The following is a 20,911-nucleotide window of genomic DNA, read 5'->3' on the forward strand; positions in this document are numbered from 1 at the left end:
TTTCATCAAGGTCTACTTCCAGTTTATGGCTTAACCGCCTTGGCGGTTGCTATATTTTGCAGTTATATTAAGCCAAATATTATATATATTACCTTAGTTGTCAGTTAATTAAAGCAAAAATAAATCTAGCTAAAATTTTATTTTTTAAACTTATCATTCAAACCTTGTAAAGAATAAATCTCTTGGATTAAGAATAAGAATTATTCATACAACTCCTAACTTTATTATGTATGGGAGTCCCATTTGCCTGTACTAACATCTTGTTTACAGCATAATAGCTAGATTTTATCCACTATTTGAACTAGGCAACACTACTACAAATTTTATATTATTTATTCATCTGATTTTTTTTGTTTTTCATCTGTCTGTAAATAGCTGCAATGTTGCGGGCATCATCAATGCCACGATGATGTGTACCTTTTAATTCTATCCCCAACTCATTGAGAGCTTGTGCCATGCCAAATTTTTTAGATACGCCAAGATATTCCGAAAATTCCTCTTTGATATTTATGTGTTCTGAAGTAAAAGGATAAGGGAAATTATGAAACGTGCAATCTTGAATAAATTGCTTTTTGTCATAATTACCCCAAGAACAAAAAATATAGTCAGGAAATAAATTAATCCATTCTTTGAAGCGAGAAATTGCTTCTAAAAATTTTGGCGCTTCGTCAACATATTGCTGGCGAATACTAGTCAATTCTGTGCAAAAATTTGTCAGTTGCGGATGTCTCACAGGTTGGATGAATTGCTGAAACTCCGAATCAATTTCCCACGTTGTTCGGTTGAGCATCACTGCACCGATTTCAATGATTTCCATTTGGTGACGTGGAATAGTTTTACTGTTACAGCATGTAGCTTCCAAATCAACTATCAGATAATAGTGAGATATTCTAGTATTCATATTAGATTGAGAAGAATATTAGTAACTTTTTATACTTATATTTTAAAATTATAAAGTTTGTAGTAACTGCATACATTATACTACAAAAACGTAATGTTTACAGTAGCTTTGCTTTTTTCATTTATTTGAACCACAACCTTCTGTATAGGCTTACAGGTAGCTGTAAGATTACAGAAATTTAGATTGATGAAAAAGGTTTAACCCAACGGAGTTGAATAGCCATATCAAGAACGATCGCAGCCAGCGCAAACCATAACAAACTTTCTGCCGCCAACACCAAAAAAGGCCAAATTGCGCTGTGGGAATTCCACCCAAATTCTATCTGAGTTAATCCGCGCACCAAGCCAAAGGCTAACACGCCACCAGCTTTGAGTTGGGGATTTTGATCGGAGCGGATGATATAGCGGTAGGTGACACCAAATAGGAAACCAGTAAAAGTTGCGATCGCACCACTCACCACCAAGTGCCAGTTAACATCACTTTGCAGACATACAAGTGTCTGAAAATACTTTGCCAGTATGAAAGTATTCAACAGGTTAGCGATCGCAAAAGCCAAACACACAGAGAATCCCCCAACTATTCCAGCCTTGAGGGATTCTATGCGTTCTGCCATTAATTGAGGATCTAAAATTGAGTTCACTCTATATAGAAGTTAAGGATTAGGTATTAGGGAAATTTTTCCTTACTCTCCAGTATGATAAATGCTTGAGCAGCTTTGTCATTAATTAAATACCGCTCTCAAGTGGGAATTTTGATGATAAATTCGGTTCCCATACCAGGTTGAGAATTTACTTCTAATATACCTTCGTGTTTTTCTACAATAATTTGGTATGCGATCGACAAGCCAAGTCCAGTACCTTTGCCAACAGTTTTTGTCGTAAACAACGGCTCAAACAAGCGTTTTTTCAGCCGTTCAGGAATACCAATCCCATTGTCAGCAATCCGAATTATAACCAATTGTTGAGAATCTATTTCTGTGATAATTTTAATCTGAGGAATTATATTGCTGATTTTGCCTTCCATTATAGCTTCATCAAGGGCATCAATTGCATTCGCGAGAATGTTCATAAACACTTGATTCATCTGCCCTAGATAACACTTAACCTGTGGTAATTCTCCATAATTTTTAATCACTTCAATGCGGGGACGATCGCTATTAGCATGGAGGCGGTGTTGCAAAATCATTAGGGTACTATCTATTCCTTGATGTAAATCAGCAGATATTTTGGCATCGCTATCCGAGCGACAGAAACTGCGGAGTGAACTAGAAAGGTTGCGAATTCGTTCGCTTCCTATGTGGAGTGAGTTCAAGATTTTTCCCATATCTTCGAGAACAAAGTTTAGATCCAAGTTCTCAATAGTTTTGGTAATTTTGGCTGTTGGATTTGGATACTCTTGTTCATATAGTAGAAGCAACTCGGTTACTGCTGTAATATATTCTTGCAAGGGTGGAATATTGCTGGAAATAAAGTTGATCGGGTTATTGATTTCATGGCCAATACCAGCGATTAGCTCTCCGAGTGTTGATAGTTTCTCTTGCTGTACTAATTGGACTTGGGCTTTTTGCAAAGCCCTGGTGCGATCGCTAACTTGTTGTTCCAAAGATTCAGTCAATTGTTTGAGTTGTAAATGTACGCGTACTCTTGCAATCACTTCTTCTTGTGCAAATGGTTTCGGGATATAGTCAACTGCGCCAAGGGAAAATCCCTTCGTTTTGCTCTCTGTATCCGCTAATGCAGTAGTGAAAATAATCGGAATGTTTTGGGTAACAGGATTGGCTTTGAGGCGGCGACAAGTTTCAAATCCGTCAATACCAGGCATTTGTACGTCCAGCAAAATCAATTCTGGTTGATTGCGTTCGACTTGAGCGATCGCACTTTCTCCATCGACTGCAACCCGAAAACGAAAACCCTCACTATTAAGCGCTTCACACAGGAGAGATAAATTTGTGGGATTATCATCCACAATCAAAATAAATCCGGTATCTGAGGTTTTAAGCATGATTAATTAAAAATTGAAATTTAACTCAAATTAATTGATATATTCTTGAATAAAAGTTTCCAAACGTTTGAGTTGGAAATTACTAGCAAGCTGGACGATTTGCTGGACAAAAATGCTTAAAAGCTCGTCAGATTTAGAAAGTTCCTCGGCCAGTTCCAAAACTTTTTGAATATCACCGTCTTTTGTCAGTTCGAGTAAATCTTGCAAAACCTCTTTGGCAGGATAAATCATCTCATTTGGTCGATCCAAAGCATCTATATTGGTTTTTTTGATTTCATCTACCTTTACGTCAAAAATCCATTCCAGTTGCAAAAACTGTCGTAGCATTTCCAGCAGCGTTTCAGCTTCTACAGGCTTTGGTAGAAATGCATTTGCACCTACATCAATACTCTTGTACTGGTCGGCTGCAAACACACTGGCTGAGGAAGCGATGACAGCAATCTCTTTAAATTGCTCAGATTTACGTAAACGATCGATCAACTCAAATCCATTCAATATAGGCATCACTAAGTCAGTAATAATCAAGTCTGGTTTGTGGGCTAGAGCCTTTTCCCATCCTTCCTGACCCTGACTAGCTTCTACAACAGTAAACCCAACTGGTTCTAGTAAATTTACAATTACCGATCGATTTTCCCATTTGTCATCCGCAATCAAAATGGTGCGGCTTTGTCCTTGATAACCAATAATAGTTCCTTGCTCAACCACTCTAGAAACCTTTGCCCAGTCTTTAGATTCTGGAAATTCTGCCTCAAACCAGAAAGTACTACCTTTGCCAAATTCACTTTGTACCTGAATCTGACCACCCATCAACAAAACAATGTTTTGGCTGATTGCTAATCCCAAACCTGTACCTTCAGATTGTCGTTTTTGATTTCCTACTTGTTCAAAGGGTTGGAAGATTTTCTGCGCTTGTTCAGGGATTATCCCCGCACCAGTATCTATTACCTCAAAACGAATTTTGTAGTTAGTTTTTCCATTGGTGTTTGATTGTTTAGCAATGACCTTAACTTTGAAGGTGACACTACCTTCATTAGTAAATTTAATCGCGTTACTAAGCAAGTTAATCAGTACTTGCCGCAAGCGTTTTTCATCAGTATGAATGCCCGTTGGTAAATTAGGATCGAGTTGGACGTGAAATGCAATCACCTTTTGTTCTGCGCGGATGCGAGAAATTTCAGTCACGCTATCTATAAAGGCAGGTAAGTAGAAATCAACAGGATACAATTCTAGTTTCCGGGCTTCTATTTTAGAGAGATCCAGAACATCATTAATTAGGGTTAAAAGATGAGAACCACATTGATAAATGATGCTGACTCCTTTACGTCCTTTCTCACTCAAAGATTCTGTGCGTTGAAGAATTTGTGTATAGCCCAAAATACCGTTAAGAGGTGTGCGTAGTTCATGACTCATATTGGCGAGAAATTCACTCTTGGCTTGGCTGGAGTTTTGAGCAACTTCTTCTGCAAGGCGTAATTCTTTTTCGATGCGCTTGCGCTCGACAATTTCAGTTGAAAGCGCTCGATTGATAACTTCTAACTGGGTTGGACTAGGTAGTGTTAGAGCTTGAGGCATGAGATAAAATAACGCAAATGCCGTATATATCGAAATAATGGCAGTTAGAGCTTTTAAACTACCTGCAACCCAATAATTTGGATGCCAAAGCGTCCAAATATCCATTAAGTGCCCAGTACCGCAAGCAATGATAAAAGCACCAAATAACAAAAAGACGCCATTAAAAGGAAGGTCTTTACGCTTAGAAATAAAGTAAATCAGTAGGAAGGGAATAGAATAATAGGCTAGAGCGATCGTGGCATCAGAAATAATGTGCAGCCAGACTAATCCAGTTTGCCAAAGATAACAATGTCCATGAGGTATAAAACCGTTGGAGTGGAAAGGATAGTTGAAAAATGTCGGCATGATATTAGGGGTTGCTGGATTGGAAATATATACCCATAGCCCTAGTATTCCCAAAAGTATCAAGTCAGAAAGCGCGATCGCTACTTTTTTACATTCGTGTTTATCGTTGCTTTAAGTACTAACGTATCAAGAAAAGTTGGTGTCTTTTTTGTGTAAACGTACTCTGTCGTAAAGATCACACGCAAAAGTTACAATCTGATTGATAAAAAAATCTCAGCCTGCCCAATCCCTGTATGATAAGTATTAGAAACCTTTTGTAATTATTTGAAAAGTGGGACTATGGAGATTTTGACACTAGGTTGGGTAGCGTTGTTAGTTGTGTTTACTTGGTCAATTGCAATGGTAGTGTGGGGACGTAACGGACTATAGAGGCATTGTGGAAAGTCCATTCTTGAGTATTTTGGTTTTATTTGCTGTAGTGCTGCTCGTAGTAGTCACTGGTGGTATTGGTTATTTAACCCTGGCGGATTGGCGCGATCGCCGTCGTCGAGATGAAGAAAAACGCACCACCCGCAGCACCACTCCCAAGCGGCGATAGTTTTCTGGTAATTGAAAATCTTTTTGTAGGGACGCGATACAATCGCGTCCCTACATTGTTTTTATGACATTCCCAGGAAATAACTGTTACCTTTGCGATCGCAACGGGAATCATGAAATAGAAGACTTTCAATATTTAAAGTCCCACTGGGAATGGAAAACTCCTCTACTACTCAATCCATACAACCAAATTCAGAACGGCAAGAATCTCATTCAGATGTAACATGCTCCTTGCGTCAGAATGAGCAACAAAAAGCCTTATCTGGAGTTATTGCCCGTATTCGGGAGTCTCTAGACATAGAAACTATTTTCAAAATTACAGTCACTGAAGTCCGCCAACTTCTGAAAAGCGATCGGGTTGGCGTGTTTCGTTTTTATCCTGATTTGGCATGGGAAGGAGAATTTATCTATGAAGATGTGGCAACCGAATGGAATTCGGCATTAGCAGCCAAACTGCGCGACCACTGCTTTAGTGAGGAGTTCGCAGGACTTTATCAGCAAGGTCGAATTAGAGCAATAACTGATATTTATCAAGTAAATGCCAGTGATTGCTATATCCAGATTTTAGAAAAATTCCAAGTACGTGCCAGTATAATTGCCCCCTTGATCAAAGGTAAAGATTTATGGGGATTGTTGTGTATTCATCAGTGTGGTAATCCTCGACAATGGGAAGCATCAGAAATTGAGTTTGTGCAATTAATTGCCGAACATCTAGGAGTTGCTTTACAGCAAGCAGATTTCTTAGAACAAGTCAAACTACAATCAACAGAACTAGCACAAGCAAAAGCTAGAGAAAAAGCGGCTCAATGGCAGAAAACTATAGCTATCACCATTGAGAAAATTCGCCAGTCCTTAGATTTGGAAATCATTTTCCACACAACCACCGCAGAACTTAGGCAGCTACTAAATGCCGATCGCGTCGCTATCTATCGGTTCAATCCCGATTGGAGTGGTGAATTCGTGTTTGAATCAGTGGCAGAGGGTTGGGTTTCCCTCATAGATCAACAGTCGCAACGCCCGGAATTGAAAGATAACGTCAGCGAATGTAGCGCCAAAGATTTAGCTAAACCTCCAGTCGCTGATACCTATTTACAAGATACAGAGGGTGGGAACTTCACTCAGTGTGAAGTGTACCGAATTTGTAATGATATTTACAATTCAGGCTTTAGTGACTGCTACATTAAAATTTTAGAGATATATCAAGCAAAAGCTTATGCGATCGTTGCTATTTACCACGGTCAAAAGCTCTGGGGCTTGCTAGCAGCATACCAAAATGCTGAAACCCGTGATTGGCAAAAAGATGAGGTTTACTTGCTTACCCAAGTTGGCACCCAACTAGGTGTGGCTTTGCAGCAAGCGGAATTTATCCAACAAATGCAGATTCAAGCAGCAGATATCAGCAAAGCTGCTGAAAGGCAAAGAGCGTTAGCGCACACAGTAGAAAAAATTCGTCAGTCTCTTGAAATTGAAGCCATATTTAAAACCACTACTCAAGAAGTTCGTCGGTTATTAGAAGTGGAACGAGTCGCAATTTATCGCTTCTATCCTGATTGGAGTGGCGAATTTGTGGCTGATTCGATCGTTGATGGCTGGACACCAATGGTTAAGCCGCAGCCTGTGACAGAACGCGTTCTTGTGCAAGGAAAACAAGCGGGTAAGTATGCACGTAATGAAGTTTTTGTACCAATTTCTCAGGGTGAAAAGCTGTGGGGATTGCTAGTAGCTTATCAAAACTCCCAGCCCCGTTATTGGCAAGATGAAGAAATCAACTTGCTAGCCCAAGTTGGCGTTCAATTGGGGGTAGCATTACAGCAAGCTGAATCCTTGACACAGATGCAGGTGCAAGCCGAAAAACTGGCTCAAGCCGCCGAACGAGAACGGAAAGCAGCCGAAAGACAGAAGGCCTTAGCTGCAACAGTGGAGAAAATCCGCCACTCTCTTGATATTGACACCATTTTTGCGACCAGTACAGAAGAAGTCCGACGGTTATTGGAAGTTGACCGAGTGACAATCTATCGATTCGGGACTGATTGGAGTGGGAAATTTGTTGCTGAGTCTTTAGCCGAAGGTTGGACACCAGTAAAGGAAATTGTACCTGCAATGTCTACGACAGGCTACGCCTATGCAAGTAATTACTTGCAAGAAACCCAAGGCGGGGATTTTGCTAATGGTAAAACTCTTGTTATTAAGGATGTTTACAGCACCGATGATTCTTCTATTCCTTATATTGCGCTGATTGAACTCATGGAGGCTAGGGCATATATGATTGTGCCGATTTTTCAGGGTGAGAAACTTTGGGGATTGCTAGCAGCTTATCAAAATATCAAACCCCGTGATTGGCAAGAAGATGAAGTAGATTTGTTGATGCAAATTGGTACTCAGTTAGGCGTAGGACTTCAGCAAGCGGAATTACTAGAACAAACTCAATGTCAAAAAGAAGAGTTGACCCAGACTCTGAAAGAATTACAGGACACTCAGAGCCAGTTAATTCAAAGTGAAAAAATGGCAGGTTTGGGGCAGTTAGTTGCTGGTGTAGCACATGAAATTAATAACCCGATTAGTTTCATTTATGGGAATATCACTTATGTTACTGAACATACCGAAAATTTATTTAAATTACTGCGCCTTTATCAGAAACAGTATTCTAAAGCAACAGGAGAAATTCAAAAGCAAGTAGCAGCACTAGATTTAGATTTCATCAGTGATGATTTGCCCAAAATTCTGACTTCAATGAAGATAGGGGCAGAGCGGATCTCTCAATTAGTCTTGTCGTTACGAAGTTTTTCTCGGCTTGACGAATCAGGAATGAAGCCCGTTGACCTTCATGAAGGTATCGACAGTACTTTACTAATTTTACAACATCGCCTGCAACCACAAACTAATTCTTTTGCTATTGAGGTAGTTAAGCAATATGGTGAATTGCCTCCAGTAGTCTGCTATGCAGCCCAGATGAATCAGGTGTTTATGAATATTCTCAACAACGCGATTGATGCACTGGAAAACTCAGCAATTAGTGGCAAAAAAATTGACAATCCTAAAATTTGGATACGTACAGAAGTTATAGAAGAGAATATTGTTCTGATTTGGATTGCTGACAATGGTTGTGGGATTCCAGAGATTGTGCGATCGCGCATTTTTGAACCTTTCTTTACTACCAAACAACCTGGACAAGGTACTGGTTTGGGGTTATCTATTAGTTACCAAATTATTGTGGAAAAACACGGCGGTAATATCAAATGTGTTTCTGAACCTGCTAATGGCTGTGAGTTCTGGATACAAATTCCGATGAAAAGGACAATTATTTAGGAAAAAATAGGCGATGCATTCTCTATGAGAGGCTACGTCAGAGGACACACAGGAAGGAGAAAAAAGGCGATCGCACGCTGAAGATTTTACAGGCGATCGCTCTTTTTAAAGAACCACTCCAGGCGCAGAGGACAGAGAGGAAGGAGAAAGCGATCGCTCCCCTTGTGGAATACATATCTTATTGCTGCTGTTGCAACCAAGCCACTAAATCAGCTTCAGTGGAAAAATCTAGTAACGCTTCCGCTAAATCCTCTAACTGAGTTAACGATAACCCGCGCAGCCGCTCTTGTAATTCAGCAGTAATTACATCAATTCGCTTTGTTAATTGACGCTCGATTATTTTCAACTCTCCTTGTTGTATCCCTGACTCCATCCAACTGGTGACGATTTGCATAACTACCTCCTGTTGAGTTGGTTCAAATTGAGCAATTTCAGTCTGGAAAATTTCTTCTTCTTGGGCATTTAGTCGCAGATAAGTATCAATAAACCCGGAAATCAATTGTATTCGCGCTGGATCTAACTGCAAGGTAGCTAACAGGCGCAGACACTCAGATTTTACTTTGGGCCTGTCTTTTGGCGCTATGTTCATTTTAGCCATGAGCGCACTAGCTACGGGATTTTGCTGTTGCAGATATTCTCGCCAATTCAGGCGATTTAACTGGATGACATCATAGTTGAACTGCAAGACAATTTTATGAGGAAATGCTACTTGATGAAAATTTGTTTCAGCTTTTTTGGGGCTATCGTAAGAAAACAAAGCGATAGGATACACTGGCAAGGCGTATTTTTCATATAATCTAGCGAAGTAGCGATACATCCGCAAATCAAAAGCTTCTTGATAATAAGCTTGATGTTCTAGATGTATTAGAAAAAACGATTCTTGCTCTCTAAATCGCGCTTTTATTACTAAGTCAGTTTCATATTTTTCTCCAGCAGTAACATCGGTAAATACCTCTTTGTCAATGAAAGAGATCGTATCCCGTTCCAGATAAGCTGTTATCTCTGGAAAAAATAACTCGATGAACTCCCAGAAGAAGGTTGTTAATAGTTCTTTAAATAAGCGATCGTGGTCTATCATGTCAAATTTATATCATGTTTTGATAGGCGATCGCCTACGCATTGTGGAGATTGGCGATCGCTCTTTTTAACGAACCGCAGAGGCGCAGAGAACACAGAGTCAGAAGGGAGCGATCGCTCTTTTTAACGAATCACAGAGGTGCAGAGAACATAGAGGAAGGAGAGGGAGATCGCACAATGGAGATTTTGCAGGCGATGCCTTCTCTACGAGAGGCTTCGCCAACGGCTGGCTTCGCCTACGCTTTTTTAACGAACCGCCAAGACGCCAAGGAAGAATAGAAGAGGCGATCGCACGGTGGAGTTTTTTGCAGGCGATCACCTTTTTTAATGAACCGCAGAGGGGCAGAGGACATAGAGGAAGTAATATCAGCCGAAAGTGCTTCTGCCTGTAATAGCTTTTACGGCTAAGTACGCACGATTTGTAGAAGAACTATCTTGCTGTAATAAAATATCGTTTTGGTTTTGTCTTATTTTCTTTTCTTCTACTAAAAATTGACGCAACCATTTTTCTCTTTTACTTGCTTCCTCTTTAGTTATTTGTTCTGTCTCTTGCTTCAATTGTTGTGATGAATTCATAGGGAGAGAGCCAAATAATGAACATGGCTCTTGATTGATCTTTTCGCCGAAAAGGGAACGAGTAAAATTGTTGTAAGTCATGTAATCATCCTTATTTAATAAAGATACTTATTATATAATATAGGACTAATATTTGATTTCTGAAAAAGCTCCGTACATTTGAAGAGTGGTAAAATCAAAGGTAGTGTGTTGGATAAACCACTCAAACATCCACTTCATACGAGAGAAGGAAGGAATCAAAGCACAGAAACGCCGCACCCATGTTTTAGCTTGTAACCAAATATCCTCAATTGGATTTTGTGATGGGCAATTAGGAGCAAAACGGACGCAGTGAATTTTCCATTGCTCTGGTGGCAAACCTTCATTTAACTCACCTAAAAAGCCTTGAACGACATGAGAACGATGGTAAGAAGCACCATCCCAAAAAAGAAGTAATCGTTGGTTTGGGGACTGGTCTAATAAATAGCGTAGATAATCAATAGTATTGTCAGAATTACCAGCATTGTAAGCTTTCAGAAGTAACTTGCCACTGAGATAGTCAACCGCCCCGTAGTATGTCTGTTTATCTCGTTCGTTAATAACTTCCACTGCAATTTCGCGATCAGTTTTTCCCCAAACGTATCCGGTTAAGTCTCCCCATAGAAGATGACACTCATCTATTAATAATACTCTTAGTTTTCCTGATTCTATTTCCTCTCTCTTACTTGCCAACAATGATTCAATCTGTTTTTTTTTGCTGCAACAACCTCAATGTCCGCCTTTGGATTCAAGGCAGTGGTTTTCTTCCAACTAATTCCTGCTGCGTCAAATAAATCATAATAGCTTCGTTTTGATTCGTAGATCACATCATATTCAAATGCTAATTTATACTCCAGTTCACCCAGTTCCCAAATATCCTTTGTTTGCAGCCAACTTAATACTTTATCTCGCTGTTCATCGCTCAGATAACTCTTTCTGCCTTGATGATTTAGGCGTAGTCCTGAAATTCCATATTCCTTGTAGGCAAGATCCAACTTGTTATCGAACCAAGTGAGACATCTAAAATTGTTTGAATTTCTTCATACTTGTAGCCTTGATAAACCAGTTTAACTGCCAAAGCCTTCCTCACCTCACGCGCATCTGGGCGATGATCTATAAATTCTTGTAGTTCTGCGTTAGCGAAGCTCACCGAAGGTATCGCGGATTGTATATGCTGGTTTATCATTGTTCGCTGTTAGACAGATATACACCTCCGTATTATCTCGTAGTCTTTTTCAGAAATCAAATATGATTCCTATATAAAACTCCTATTTTATTTTTGAAAGCATACTTAGACTAAAATCTTTGTTAAGTAAAGCTTTTATCTAAAAAACTTTTCATTAATCAAACCGAAGTTTTATGGAATATTCACTTAGATAATATTTTTATGATTAAAAAATTTGCCTTGGGAATATCACACCCCCAAGGCAAGCTAACTCTCTAAATTCTTCCTTCGCGCCTCTCTCTGCGGTTCGTTAAAGTTGCTTCACTTCCGAAACCAACTTCGCCACCATATCCTTCGCACTACCAAAAAGCATCGTCGTTTTATCCTTGTAGAACAACTCATTATCTACACCGGCAAAACCCGTACTCATCCCGCGCTTAATCACAATCGTCTGCTTCGCCCGATCTACTTCCAAAATCGGCATACCATAAATCGGGCTATTTACATCACTTCGCGCTGCTGGATTTACCACATCATTTGCCCCAATTACCAAAGCCACATCCGCTTGTTCAAACTGGGGATTAATATCATCCATGTCGTACAACTGGGTATAAGCCACATTTGCCTCTGCAAGTAACACATTCATGTGCCCCGGCATTCTCCCAGCAACAGGGTGAATGGCATACTTGACATCAACGCCCATTTTTTCTAACTGATCGGATAATTCCCGGACGCTATGTTGCGCTTGTGCAACTGCCATACCATAACCAGGCACAATTACCACAGAACGGGCATAACCCAACATCATAGCCCCTTCTTCGGGATCGATACTGCGGACAGTTTGATCGGTTGCACCACCACCAGCAGCACCACCGCCAGAAGTAGATCCTGTACCAAAAGCGCTGAACAGCACACTGAAGAGAGAGCGGTTCATCGCCTTACACATAATTTCGGTAAGGATTAAGCCAGATGCTCCTACCAAAGCCCCAGCGATGATTAACATATTGTTCATCACCACGAAACCAGCCGCCGCCGCCGCTACACCTGACAAGGAGTTCAACAGCGAAATTACCACCGGCATATCGCCGCCACCAATGGGGATGACGAACATCACACCCAGCACTAAGGAAACAGCTACCACTCCCAAGAATATGGGTAAGCTATCTGGTGTGATGATTAAATAGGCACTGCCTACCAAATAAGCACCCAGCAGTAAGAGGTTAAATGGTTGCTGGAAAGGAAATGTAATCGGAGAACCGCTAATTAAACCTTGCAATTTGGCAAAGGCTAAGAAACTACCTGTGAAGGTAACGCCACCGATTAACACGTCCAATAGCATGGAAATGTTCACATCTAGGGGTACGGGTGCGCCAGAATCCAATAATCGCCAGAATTCGGCAACGGCGACTAATGCAGAAGCCGCACCACCTAAACCGTTGAGTAAACCCACCATTTGGGGCATTTCCGTCATTTGGACTTTGTAGGCAACGATCGCCCCAATTCCCGATCCAATCGCCAAGCCCAACAATATCATCTCGTAGTTCAACACATGCTGATCTAGCATTGTCGCCACAATTGCCAGCAGCATTCCCACAGATGCAATCACATTACCGTTTCGCGCTGTAGCTGGTGAACCCAGCTTTTTCAAACCAAAAATGAATAAGGATGCAGCGACTAAATATGTCAGCTGAATGCCAGTTGGTAAAAAGTCGCTCACGCCTTAATCTCCTTCTTCTTGAACATTTGCAGCATTCTATCTGTGACTAGAAAGCCACCTACAACGTTGACTGTAGCTAGTACTACGGCAATTAAACCGAGAATTACTGACACAGTTGTTTCTCTAGCACCTGAAGCCACTATTGCCCCAAGTACCGAAATGCCAGAAATCGCGTTTGAGCCTGACATTAGGGGCGTGTGTAAAGTCGGTGGGATTTTGTTGATAACTTCAAAGCCGATAAAAGATGCCAATACAAATACAAACAAAGCAGCAAGTAATGCCTCTGTCATGAAATCAAAACTCCTTGTGTAAATGGGAATTGGGCATTGGGCATGGGGCATTGGGCATTGTTTCTTCTCCCTTATCTCCCCTTACTTCCCCTCCTCCCTCATCTCCTTAATTAACCGCCGGTTGCTGAGTATTCGATGCTTGTAGTGCATCCCGCACTCGTTGATTGCGAATTTCACCTGCGTGGGTAACGCAAGCTGCATCAACGATGTCGTCGCCAAAGTCCACCTGCAAAGCTTTCTCTTTGTTAATTAGCAGTTGAATCAACGAGGTTACGTTCTTGGCATACAATTGGCTGGCGTGAATTGGCATCGATGATGGGAGATTGATGGGGCCGATAATTGTTACACCGTTCCATACAATATCTTTGCCGGGTTCGGTACAGGCGCAGTTACCACCTTGTTCAGCAGCCAAATCCACAATTACTGAACCTGGTTTCATTTGTGCCACCATTTCTTCTGTAACTAGCCGTGGTGCTTGTCTTCCAGGTACTTGGGCTGTAGTAATCACTACATCAGAATTCTTAATGTGTTCGGCGACAACTTCTTGGGTACGTTGTTTGCTAGCTTCAGAAATTTCCTTGGCATAACCGCCAGCAGCGACGGTTTCTTCGTCTAATTTGACTTCAACGAATTTTGCCCCTAAGCTTTGCACTTCTTCTTTGACGGCGGGACGAATATCAAAGGCTTCTACTACTGCTCCCAAACGTCTAGCGGTGGCGATCGCTTGCAATCCGGCTACACCAGCGCCCATAATAAATACTTTCGCTGGAGCGATCGTGCCTGCGGCTGTGGTTAACATCGGAAAGTATTTCGGTAAGGCTGCGGCGGCAATTAATACTGCTTTGTAACCGGCTAATGAAGCTTGCGAGGACAAAGCATCCATACTTTGCGCCCTGGTGGTACGGGGGATCATCTCCATACTCAAAGCTGTGACTTTCCGATTTGCTAGTTGCTGCGCCACAACAGGATTTCCCAAGGGATTGAGGAAACTGACTAATACAGCCCCTTCCTTTAACAAATCAACTTCTGAGCGTCCATCTTCTCGTTCTTGCGGTGGACTTACTTTCAGCAGAATATCTGTTTCACCCCATAATTTGGCAGTATCGCTGATTATTGTGGCTCCTGCTGCTTCATAGTCAGGATCGCCAAAAAATGAGCGTTCTCCTGCACCCGCTTCTACCCAAACTTCCAAACCTTGTTTTACCAATCGGGCAACGGTGTCAGGAATTAATGCCACACGACGTTCACAAACTTCAATTTCTTTAGCAACTGCTATTCTCATGAAATCTCCTGAAGATAAATACCTAATCTCTGCCAAGTAAGCGATTGTCCAGATGATGGGTGTCCCGCACTCATAGTACTTAGGCAGGAACATCAGCCATGAATTTTACTTGTAGATTGAACCTTGAATCTTTCCTCTCCCACTCTTTGCTCTCTAGACAAAGCCTCATTTTTTTGTAAAGTTCTGAGCGGAGGTTCCCTCCAATCGGACTTTTTGCTTTGCCGCTCGCAGATGTCATATTTTCAGATATTTGCAAACAGGGTTATGTATTGCACATCCTAAATTGATTCCCAAATTTTGCATCTTTATCTTTAGGTTGTTTTCGGGATTGAGAAATTTTGGTATTCCTTTCTTATAGAGTAATATTGACCGAATTTTGAAAGCTTGATAATTTCCCAATCAAATTTTAATGATTACAACTTCGATTCCAATCCAACTTATTTTAATCAATTTAGCCCAACTTAACTGGCGATCGCTGATGGCACACCTCAATTTTTATAACAAAATTCTCAAATTTAGATACACTTATACATATTTAGAAACACAATCCAACCCCCAACTGTGTTTATATCTAGTTCCAATTTGACCCAATTTAGCCATCAAATCATGGCTACATAAGGGTAATGAAGTAAATTTAATATACGTTTGTTTTAATACTAAGTAATTTTACTGTTGCCTAAACATCAGGCAGGATGGCACTTTTTTTGGAAATTAAACGTCCATTGTCGAGAAGCCAGTAGTAAAGTTTAGTAAAGAATACTAACACACAGTTATTTTTAGAGCGCAGATTTATATTTTCGTAGAGGAAGCCCGATTATGCGACGTTTACTTTCTGCTTTAGCCGTGACTAGCTTTTTGGTTACTGGATTACCAGCCTTGACTTGGGCGCAAAGCTTACCTGGATTTACGCTGTTTAGCGGCGTCAAACAAGAAAATCAGCTACCCTTCCGATTAGATTTTGGCGGACAAGCTAATGGTTGGGATCGATACATACTAAAGATTCCAGCTAAAAGAATGAAATTGGCAGTTGGTCAATTTGCCATTACCTACCCTGATTATTACAAAGGAACTTTTGACCAGAAAAAAATTGAAGTCCGAGTCAAGGGCAAAGCAGTTCCGCTTTCTGAGGTGAAATGGGACAAAGAAGGTAAACTGATCAATATTTTTCCTCAAGATCCAGTACCAGCAGGTAGCCCAGTCGAAGTGGTGTTATCTAACGTGAAAAACCCATCCTTCGGTGGAGTTTACTATTTTAACTGTCAAGTGCTTTCCCCTGGCGATGTACCACTACTGCGCTATATGGGAACATGGATTTTGAGTATTACTTAAGAATAGGGAGTAGGGATATAACCAATCGATGATTCCCAATTTCCTAACAAAGTGATACAATTAGAGATTGTGAGTTTTTATAAAAATCACTTAAGAGGAGAAGAGTATGAAAAGAACACTGGGCGGTACTAGCCGTAAGAGAAAAAGAACCTCTGGTTTTCGCGCCAGGATGCGGACACCAGACGGCAGAAACGTGATTAGCGCCAGAAGAAAAAAGGGCCGTCACCGTCTGAGTGTTTAGGACAGATCGAGCGATAAAGAGCATCTGTGGCTTTGCCCAAAACAAATCGGTTAAAATCCCGCAAGGATTTCCAGGCAGTTTTCCGAGAAGGAATTCGGCGTCATGGCTCTTATTTAACATTGAGAGCCTTAAAGCCCTTATATTCAACGAAACCTTCTTTGGACACTGCCACCCAGACTACACAAGCAACTGACTCAAAGCTCCTTGCTAGCACGCGGATTGGTATTTCAATTAGCACAAAAGTCAGCAAAAGGGCAGTGGTTCGCAACCGAATCAAACGGCAAATTACTGCTGCTTTATACAACTTGCTGCCAAAATTATCACCAGGATGGCGGCTAGTATTCATTGTCAAACCCACAGCAGCAGAATCTAAGTGCGTAAGCCCACAATTTCTGCAAGAATTAGAGCAGTTGTTGGCACAAGCTGAGGTGTTCGATGGGAATTCGTGAAGATGTTTATTATGAAGGTGGCCCCCATGTTGGGGATTTAATTGTCAACCTGCTGATTGGGCTAACCATTGTCGGGCTACCATTAGCAGTCGGGGCAATTGTCAGGGCATTGTGGCTGCGTTTCCGCATCACCGATCGCCGAATTACTGTTACCGGAGGTTGGCAGGGACGCGATCGCACTGACGTAATTTACTCAGAAATTGTCAAAATCGTCAAAGTTCCCCGTGGCATTGGCTTCTGGGGAGATATGGCAATCACCCTAAAAAACGGTAGTCGTCTCGAATTGCGTGCAATTCCCAAGTTTCGGGAAGTCTATGACTACATTAACGAAAGAATTGCTGCGAAAAATCCCGAATTTAGCGCTCCTGCTAACAAGTGATGAGCAGGGGAGCAGGGGAGCAGGGGAGCAGGGGAGCAGGGGAGCAGGGGAGCAAGGGAGCAGGGGGATAAGAACCAATGCCCAATGCCCAATGCCCAATGCCCAATGCCCAAAGCCCCATGCCCAATGCCCCATTTATAATGTGCGGCTATCCGTAGCGAGAGATAGTCGCCGACAATTCATGATTTAGATAAATTAGATTCAGTTTACAGTACCTCAGGTTGAATTCAGAATAATGGATTTTGGTATCGGCTTTCTCTCGAACAACGTGATGCTGCCAATCATAGATTTCTTCTATGGTATTGTGCCTAGTTACGGATTAGCGATCGTTGCTTTGACCTTGATAGTCCGCTTCGCGCTCTATCCCCTGAGTGCTGGCTCAATTCGCAATATGCGGAAGATGCGAATTGTACAACCTCTGATGCAGAAGCGGATGGCAGAAATTAAAGAGCGCTATAAGGATGAACCGCAAAAGCAGCAGGAGGAAATGGTTAATGTCCAAAAAGAATTTGGCAACCCTTTGGCAGGCTGTTTTCCATTACTAGTGCAAATGCCAGTTTTGTTAGCGCTGTTTGCTACCTTGCGGGGTTCGCCTTTTGCAAGTGCGAACTACAGTGTTAACCTGCAAATTCTTCCCGCAGAACAAATCGAACAAATTCAACCACAAGCCTTTGCTACTGCTCCTCAAAATATTTACATTGCAGATGGGGAACACGTTAAAGTAGCTGCTATTATTCCTAGCGGAAACAAACTAGCAGTAGGAGAACAAACCAAGATACAGTATCAGACTGTTGCAGGTAAACCATTTCAGGTACTCTTAGCAGAACACCCAGAAAATAAGCTGGTTCCTGATTGGAAAGTTACCAAAGGTGAAGATAGGATAAAAATTGATGCCCAAGGCAATGTAGAAGCCTTGCAACCAGGAGAAGTTACTATTCAAGGAACAATTCCTGGATTAGCAGCAGAAAAAGGCTTTCTATTTATTGACGCTTTAGGTAGGGTTGGCGCACAAGATCCAGATGGCACAATCCACTGGGATATCGTCGCCATGATCGTCTTTTTTGGAATCAGCCTTTATGTTAGCCAAATGCTTTCCGGGCAAAATTCCAGCGGTGGCAATCCGCAGCAGGATACAGTTAACAAAATCACCCCCGTCATCTTTTCTGGGATGTTCTTGTTCTTCCCCCTACCAGCTGGGGTGCTGATGTATATGGTGATTGGTAATATTTTCCAAACCGCCCAAACTTATCTTCTCTCCCGCGAACCTCTACCGGAGGAACTACAAAAAATTGTAGAAACCCAGGAAAAAGAAGCAGCAGTCACAGAACAGAAAGCATTACCGTTTGAACCAAAAAGTCCTAAGAAAAAGGCGGCAGGGGGATCATGAGCGACATTCCAATGCAGAGAGGTCAGCAATGGTTAAAAACCCTGCTGGAACTCACTGGAATACCTGCTGAGATTCAGGGTCATTTAGAAACTGCCCAATCTCAAGACGGCGATTCTCCAGAACCAGATAACTACTGGTTGACTATTGACCAAACCAATTTGACATCAGAACAAATCCAGGTGTTAATTGGTGCTGATGGTTCTGTGTTAGATGCGATTCAGTATCTAGCAAATTCGGTTCTAAACCTCAGCCAACCGCCGGAGGAACAAGCCTCTTTCACTATTGAGTTAAATGGCTACCGAGTCAAAAGAGAAGCCGAAATTCGCGCATTAGCAGAAGCAGCAGCCGATGAAGTGCGCTTTTCTGGTAGAGAAGTGGAAATCAAATCTCTTAGTTCTGCTGAACGGCGTCAAGTTCATACCTTCTTAAAGGAATTTGGAGATTTAGAAACCTTCAGTCGCGGTAAAGAGCCACATCGCCATCTGGTTGTTTGTCCCGCTTCGTTGGAAGGAGTTAGGAGTTAGGAGTAGAGACGCGATTAATCGCGTCTGTACAGGAGTTTGGAGTTAATTGAAAACTCATAACCATATATAATTTCAAAATTTCTCTTTTTGTTAAGGGATAAAATAAAGATTCAGTATCAGTATAATTGCTGATAATCTAGATAAATTTTAGTGAGGATGTCTCACAAATCCTATGGACGCAATTTATATTCCGCAGCTAACTAGAGCATCGGAGCGAACAGAGGAAGTTCAAGTTAAAGAATTTCTGCCTGGTCTAGAAACGTTAACTCCAGTTCGCGGCCATGTGCGCGTGCAACATCATGGCAATTACCTGGAAGTGTCAGGTCAGGCAGAAACAATTATTACTTGTACCTGCAACCGTTGCTTGCAGCAATACAATCGCCGTTTAGGGGTTGATACAAAGGAAATCATCTGGTTAGATGAAACTGCAAATCAGGCAAATGACTTGCCCTTAGAAAGGGAAGTGGTTATGGAAGATTTGCTAGAAAGCTTACCGCCCGATGGTTATTTTTATCCCAACGAATGGCTGTATGAGCAGATGTGTTTGGCAATACCGCAGCGCCAGTTATGCGATCGCAATTGTCCAGGTATTCCTGTAAGTAGTACTGTTGATAGTCCTGATACTTCTGATAGTCGTGAAACTCCTGTTGATAACCGTTGGGCTTCTCTAGAAGCACTTAAAAAGCAACTTCCGGGGTAGTAATTTGCTAATTCCGTCAGACTGAAGTCTGCACTCACATGAACTAAGCCTGTCTACACAGGCTTATTGTTTTATTAGTGAAAATGTCGATTAACCCCACAATCCCGACATTAATTTAAACGAAATAATTTTTTAGCGTTAATTTTATCTAATAAATTAAAATGCTTGTGTTAAGAAATGACCTACCTTCTTAATATGATTTGACAACTTCAACTGTATTAAAACGAACCTATGAAAGATAGATAACATACTGGTTATAGATTCCTATGTCTAGTTAAGGAAAAAAGTCAAAGATGAAAGAAATATTAAAGGATTTGGAAGGATTGGGTTTTTATTCTTATGAAAATTCAACTTTAGTTCCCATAATTCAAGCATTACAGTTAAATAACAATTCAATTTGGTTAAGAGATGGAAAATATAAAAGATTGAATACATTAGATATAACATCATTTCCAGAAGCAGAGGAACTGATGGATAATGAACCGGACGAAGACGATAACTTTTTGTATTTATACAGACCCTTACCACCACATCGTTGCTTTACTCTAGATAAAGAAGATTTGTATGAATATCCACCAATGATATTTGAAGATATTTACTTATGTAATAGTTTAAGCAGATGTGGCGTTATCATCGAGGATGTAGATGAATATGAGGATTCTGAGGGCAATTCGCATCTAATTACCAATGTAGGCGATTTTTTAATTTGCCCTTACGAATTTAGAACGTCATATACTCAAAATTATTTAAAATGGCGGGTTGTTACCGCAAGAATTCTGTTGATGCTTAATCTTATTCTGTCTCAAGCAGATAGTGATGCAAGATTTTATCTACTAAGTGAAGAAGGTAAAGAGGGAGATACTATTGTAGTTTTGATAAATCCACCTATATTTAAGTTTTTTCAAGACATTAGCGAATTAGAAAATCAAGATTTACCAAAGCCTATCGAGAAATATTTTGAAAGCATCTTGTTCTAATTTGATAGCGGCGACCTCGCAAAGAAGTTGCGACGAAAAGGCAGATGAAATCCTTAACAGCAATTACTTATAGGCATTAATAAAATATATTGCTCAACGGAAGTGTAGAGGTTAGCCCCAGATACAATAGCTAAAGTA

The 20,911-nt window shown here is 41.1% G+C and carries 23 protein-coding genes and 1 pseudogene; 13 read left to right on the plus strand and 11 right to left on the minus strand.

Features of this window, described 5'->3' with window-relative positions:
• Nucleotides 1-328: 328 nt before the first annotated feature.
• From RMX89_RS08120 to RMX89_RS08135, 4 genes are all read right to left on the minus strand, one after another.
• Nucleotides 329-901, minus strand: a complete 573-nt coding sequence (locus RMX89_RS08120) for a 3'-5' exonuclease (protein WP_322688572.1) — start codon at nt 899-901, stop codon at nt 329-331.
• A 178-nt stretch (nt 902-1,079) separates the two neighbouring features.
• On the minus strand, nt 1,080-1,514 hold the full coding sequence (locus RMX89_RS08125; protein WP_322688652.1) for a hypothetical protein: 435 nt from the start codon (nt 1,512-1,514) through the stop codon (nt 1,080-1,082).
• Nucleotides 1,515-1,639: 125 nt separating this feature from the next.
• Nucleotides 1,640-2,902, minus strand: a complete 1,263-nt coding sequence (locus RMX89_RS08130; protein ID WP_322682996.1) for a sensor histidine kinase — start codon at nt 2,900-2,902, stop codon at nt 1,640-1,642.
• Between the two features lie 30 nt (nt 2,903-2,932).
• Nucleotides 2,933-4,819, minus strand: coding sequence for an ATP-binding protein (locus tag RMX89_RS08135; protein WP_322688573.1), 1,887 nt, complete (start codon nt 4,817-4,819; stop codon nt 2,933-2,935).
• Nucleotides 4,820-5,098: 279 nt separating this feature from the next.
• Here RMX89_RS08135 and petN point away from each other — a divergent pair, with 279 nt between their 5' ends.
• The 3 genes from petN to RMX89_RS08150 all read left to right on the plus strand — a co-directional run bounded on the left by petN (nt 5,099) and on the right by RMX89_RS08150 (nt 8,662).
• Nucleotides 5,099-5,188, plus strand: a complete 90-nt coding sequence (petN, locus tag RMX89_RS08140) for a cytochrome b6-f complex subunit PetN (RefSeq protein WP_017322509.1) — start codon at nt 5,099-5,101, stop codon at nt 5,186-5,188.
• A gap of 7 nt (nt 5,189-5,195) precedes the next feature.
• Nucleotides 5,196-5,357 (plus strand): hypothetical protein, encoded by a 162-nt coding sequence (locus RMX89_RS08145; RefSeq protein WP_322688574.1) that lies wholly within the window; start codon nt 5,196-5,198, stop codon nt 5,355-5,357.
• 152 nt (nt 5,358-5,509) lie between these two features.
• Nucleotides 5,510-8,662, plus strand: a complete 3,153-nt coding sequence (locus tag RMX89_RS08150) for a GAF domain-containing protein (RefSeq protein WP_322688575.1) — start codon at nt 5,510-5,512, stop codon at nt 8,660-8,662.
• A 37-nt stretch (nt 8,663-8,699) separates the two neighbouring features.
• On the opposite strand, the gene RMX89_RS08155 is transcribed toward RMX89_RS08150, so the two are convergent.
• Nucleotides 8,700-8,837 (minus strand): hypothetical protein, encoded by a 138-nt coding sequence (locus RMX89_RS08155; RefSeq protein WP_322682999.1) that lies wholly within the window; start codon nt 8,835-8,837, stop codon nt 8,700-8,702.
• Between the two features lie 3 nt (nt 8,838-8,840).
• Nucleotides 8,841-9,740: a DUF4351 domain-containing protein gene (locus RMX89_RS08160; RefSeq protein ID WP_322688576.1), complete on the minus strand. Its 900-nt coding sequence runs from the start codon at nt 9,738-9,740 to the stop codon at nt 8,841-8,843.
• 50 nt (nt 9,741-9,790) lie between these two features.
• Here RMX89_RS08160 and RMX89_RS08165 point away from each other — a divergent pair, with 50 nt between their 5' ends.
• Nucleotides 9,791-10,018 carry a hypothetical protein gene (locus RMX89_RS08165; RefSeq protein WP_322688577.1) on the plus strand — a complete coding sequence of 76 codons (228 nt, stop codon included), beginning with the start codon at nt 9,791-9,793 and terminating at the stop codon, nt 10,016-10,018.
• Nucleotides 10,019-10,105: 87 nt separating this feature from the next.
• Here RMX89_RS08165 and RMX89_RS08170 read toward each other — a convergent pair whose 3' ends face one another.
• The 5 genes and pseudogenes from RMX89_RS08170 to RMX89_RS08190 form a co-directional block, all read right to left on the minus strand.
• Nucleotides 10,106-10,396: a hypothetical protein gene (locus RMX89_RS08170; RefSeq protein WP_322688578.1), complete on the minus strand. Its 291-nt coding sequence runs from the start codon at nt 10,394-10,396 to the stop codon at nt 10,106-10,108.
• A 45-nt stretch (nt 10,397-10,441) separates the two neighbouring features.
• Nucleotides 10,442-11,519, minus strand: a pseudogene (locus RMX89_RS08175) (IS630 family transposase).
• A gap of 289 nt (nt 11,520-11,808) precedes the next feature.
• Nucleotides 11,809-13,215: an NAD(P)(+) transhydrogenase (Re/Si-specific) subunit beta gene (locus RMX89_RS08180; protein ID WP_322688579.1), complete on the minus strand. Its 1,407-nt coding sequence runs from the start codon at nt 13,213-13,215 to the stop codon at nt 11,809-11,811.
• Nucleotides 13,212-13,505, minus strand: coding sequence for an NAD(P) transhydrogenase subunit alpha (locus RMX89_RS08185; protein WP_138499926.1), 294 nt, complete (start codon nt 13,503-13,505; stop codon nt 13,212-13,214). The genes RMX89_RS08180 and RMX89_RS08185 overlap by 4 nt, the downstream gene beginning before the upstream one ends.
• Nucleotides 13,506-13,611: 106 nt before the next feature.
• Entirely contained in the window at nt 13,612-14,787 is a 1,176-nt protein-coding gene (locus RMX89_RS08190) for a Re/Si-specific NAD(P)(+) transhydrogenase subunit alpha (protein ID WP_322683004.1), read from the minus strand.
• Nucleotides 14,788-15,196: 409 nt separating this feature from the next.
• On the opposite strand from RMX89_RS08190, the gene RMX89_RS08195 reads away from it, so the two are divergent.
• From RMX89_RS08195 to RMX89_RS08235, 9 genes are all read left to right on the plus strand, one after another.
• Nucleotides 15,197-15,373, plus strand: coding sequence for a hypothetical protein (locus RMX89_RS08195; RefSeq protein ID WP_322688580.1), 177 nt, complete (start codon nt 15,197-15,199; stop codon nt 15,371-15,373).
• Nucleotides 15,374-15,603: 230 nt separating this feature from the next.
• Nucleotides 15,604-16,116, plus strand: coding sequence for a DUF2808 domain-containing protein (locus RMX89_RS08200; RefSeq protein ID WP_322670945.1), 513 nt, complete (start codon nt 15,604-15,606; stop codon nt 16,114-16,116).
• Between the two features lie 106 nt (nt 16,117-16,222).
• Nucleotides 16,223-16,357: a 50S ribosomal protein L34 gene (rpmH, locus tag RMX89_RS08205; protein WP_099102484.1), complete on the plus strand. Its 135-nt coding sequence runs from the start codon at nt 16,223-16,225 to the stop codon at nt 16,355-16,357.
• 26 nt (nt 16,358-16,383) lie between these two features.
• Complete coding sequence (gene rnpA / locus RMX89_RS08210; protein WP_322670946.1) at nt 16,384-16,806, plus strand: ribonuclease P protein component; 423 nt, start codon at nt 16,384-16,386, stop codon at nt 16,804-16,806.
• A complete protein-coding gene (locus RMX89_RS08215) occupies nt 16,793-17,185 on the plus strand; it encodes a PH domain-containing protein (protein ID WP_322688581.1) in 393 nt (130 codons plus the stop codon). The genes rnpA and RMX89_RS08215 overlap by 14 nt, the downstream gene beginning before the upstream one ends.
• Before the next feature lie 235 nt (nt 17,186-17,420).
• On the plus strand, nt 17,421-18,572 hold the full coding sequence (yidC, locus tag RMX89_RS08220; protein WP_322670948.1) for a membrane protein insertase YidC: 1,152 nt from the start codon (nt 17,421-17,423) through the stop codon (nt 18,570-18,572).
• On the plus strand, nt 18,569-19,096 hold the full coding sequence (locus RMX89_RS08225) for a protein jag (protein WP_322670949.1): 528 nt from the start codon (nt 18,569-18,571) through the stop codon (nt 19,094-19,096). The genes yidC and RMX89_RS08225 overlap by 4 nt, the downstream gene beginning before the upstream one ends.
• 172 nt (nt 19,097-19,268) lie before the next feature.
• A complete protein-coding gene (locus tag RMX89_RS08230; protein WP_322688582.1) occupies nt 19,269-19,796 on the plus strand; it encodes a DUF177 domain-containing protein in 528 nt (175 codons plus the stop codon).
• Between the two features lie 293 nt (nt 19,797-20,089).
• A complete protein-coding gene (locus tag RMX89_RS08235; RefSeq protein WP_322688583.1) occupies nt 20,090-20,773 on the plus strand; it encodes a hypothetical protein in 684 nt (227 codons plus the stop codon).
• Nucleotides 20,774-20,911: the final 138 nt, after the last annotated feature.

This window comes from Nostoc sp. DedSLP04 (assembly GCF_034530775.1).
Classification (GTDB): domain Bacteria; phylum Cyanobacteriota; class Cyanobacteriia; order Cyanobacteriales; family Nostocaceae; genus Nostoc.

Excerpts from the sequence above, each read along its gene's own strand:
- RMX89_RS08120 (WP_322688572.1), bottom strand. The coding sequence starts at position 901 with ATGAATACTAGAATATCTCACTATTATCTGATAGTTGATTTGGAAGCT.
- RMX89_RS08125 (WP_322688652.1), bottom strand. The coding sequence starts at position 1,514 with ATGGCAGAACGCATAGAATCCCTCAAGGCTGGAATAGTTGGGGGATTC.
- RMX89_RS08130 (WP_322682996.1), bottom strand. The coding sequence starts at position 2,902 with ATGCTTAAAACCTCAGATACCGGATTTATTTTGATTGTGGATGATAAT.
- RMX89_RS08135 (WP_322688573.1), bottom strand. The coding sequence starts at position 4,819 with ATGCCGACATTTTTCAACTATCCTTTCCACTCCAACGGTTTTATACCT.
- petN (WP_017322509.1), top strand. The coding sequence starts at position 5,099 with ATGGAGATTTTGACACTAGGTTGGGTAGCGTTGTTAGTTGTGTTTACT.
- RMX89_RS08150 (WP_322688575.1), top strand. The coding sequence starts at position 5,510 with ATGGAAAACTCCTCTACTACTCAATCCATACAACCAAATTCAGAACGG.
- RMX89_RS08155 (WP_322682999.1), bottom strand. The coding sequence starts at position 8,837 with ATGTATTCCACAAGGGGAGCGATCGCTTTCTCCTTCCTCTCTGTCCTC.
- RMX89_RS08160 (WP_322688576.1), bottom strand. The coding sequence starts at position 9,740 with ATGATAGACCACGATCGCTTATTTAAAGAACTATTAACAACCTTCTTC.
- RMX89_RS08170 (WP_322688578.1), bottom strand. The coding sequence starts at position 10,396 with ATGACTTACAACAATTTTACTCGTTCCCTTTTCGGCGAAAAGATCAAT.
- RMX89_RS08185 (WP_138499926.1), bottom strand. The coding sequence starts at position 13,505 with ATGACAGAGGCATTACTTGCTGCTTTGTTTGTATTTGTATTGGCATCT.
- RMX89_RS08190 (WP_322683004.1), bottom strand. The coding sequence starts at position 14,787 with ATGAGAATAGCAGTTGCTAAAGAAATTGAAGTTTGTGAACGTCGTGTG.
- RMX89_RS08195 (WP_322688580.1), top strand. The coding sequence starts at position 15,197 with ATGATTACAACTTCGATTCCAATCCAACTTATTTTAATCAATTTAGCC.
- RMX89_RS08200 (WP_322670945.1), top strand. The coding sequence starts at position 15,604 with ATGCGACGTTTACTTTCTGCTTTAGCCGTGACTAGCTTTTTGGTTACT.
- rpmH (WP_099102484.1), top strand. The coding sequence starts at position 16,223 with ATGAAAAGAACACTGGGCGGTACTAGCCGTAAGAGAAAAAGAACCTCT.
- RMX89_RS08215 (WP_322688581.1), top strand. The coding sequence starts at position 16,793 with ATGGGAATTCGTGAAGATGTTTATTATGAAGGTGGCCCCCATGTTGGG.
- yidC (WP_322670948.1), top strand. The coding sequence starts at position 17,421 with ATGGATTTTGGTATCGGCTTTCTCTCGAACAACGTGATGCTGCCAATC.
- RMX89_RS08225 (WP_322670949.1), top strand. The coding sequence starts at position 18,569 with ATGAGCGACATTCCAATGCAGAGAGGTCAGCAATGGTTAAAAACCCTG.
- RMX89_RS08230 (WP_322688582.1), top strand. The coding sequence starts at position 19,269 with ATGGACGCAATTTATATTCCGCAGCTAACTAGAGCATCGGAGCGAACA.
- RMX89_RS08235 (WP_322688583.1), top strand. The coding sequence starts at position 20,090 with ATGAAAGAAATATTAAAGGATTTGGAAGGATTGGGTTTTTATTCTTAT.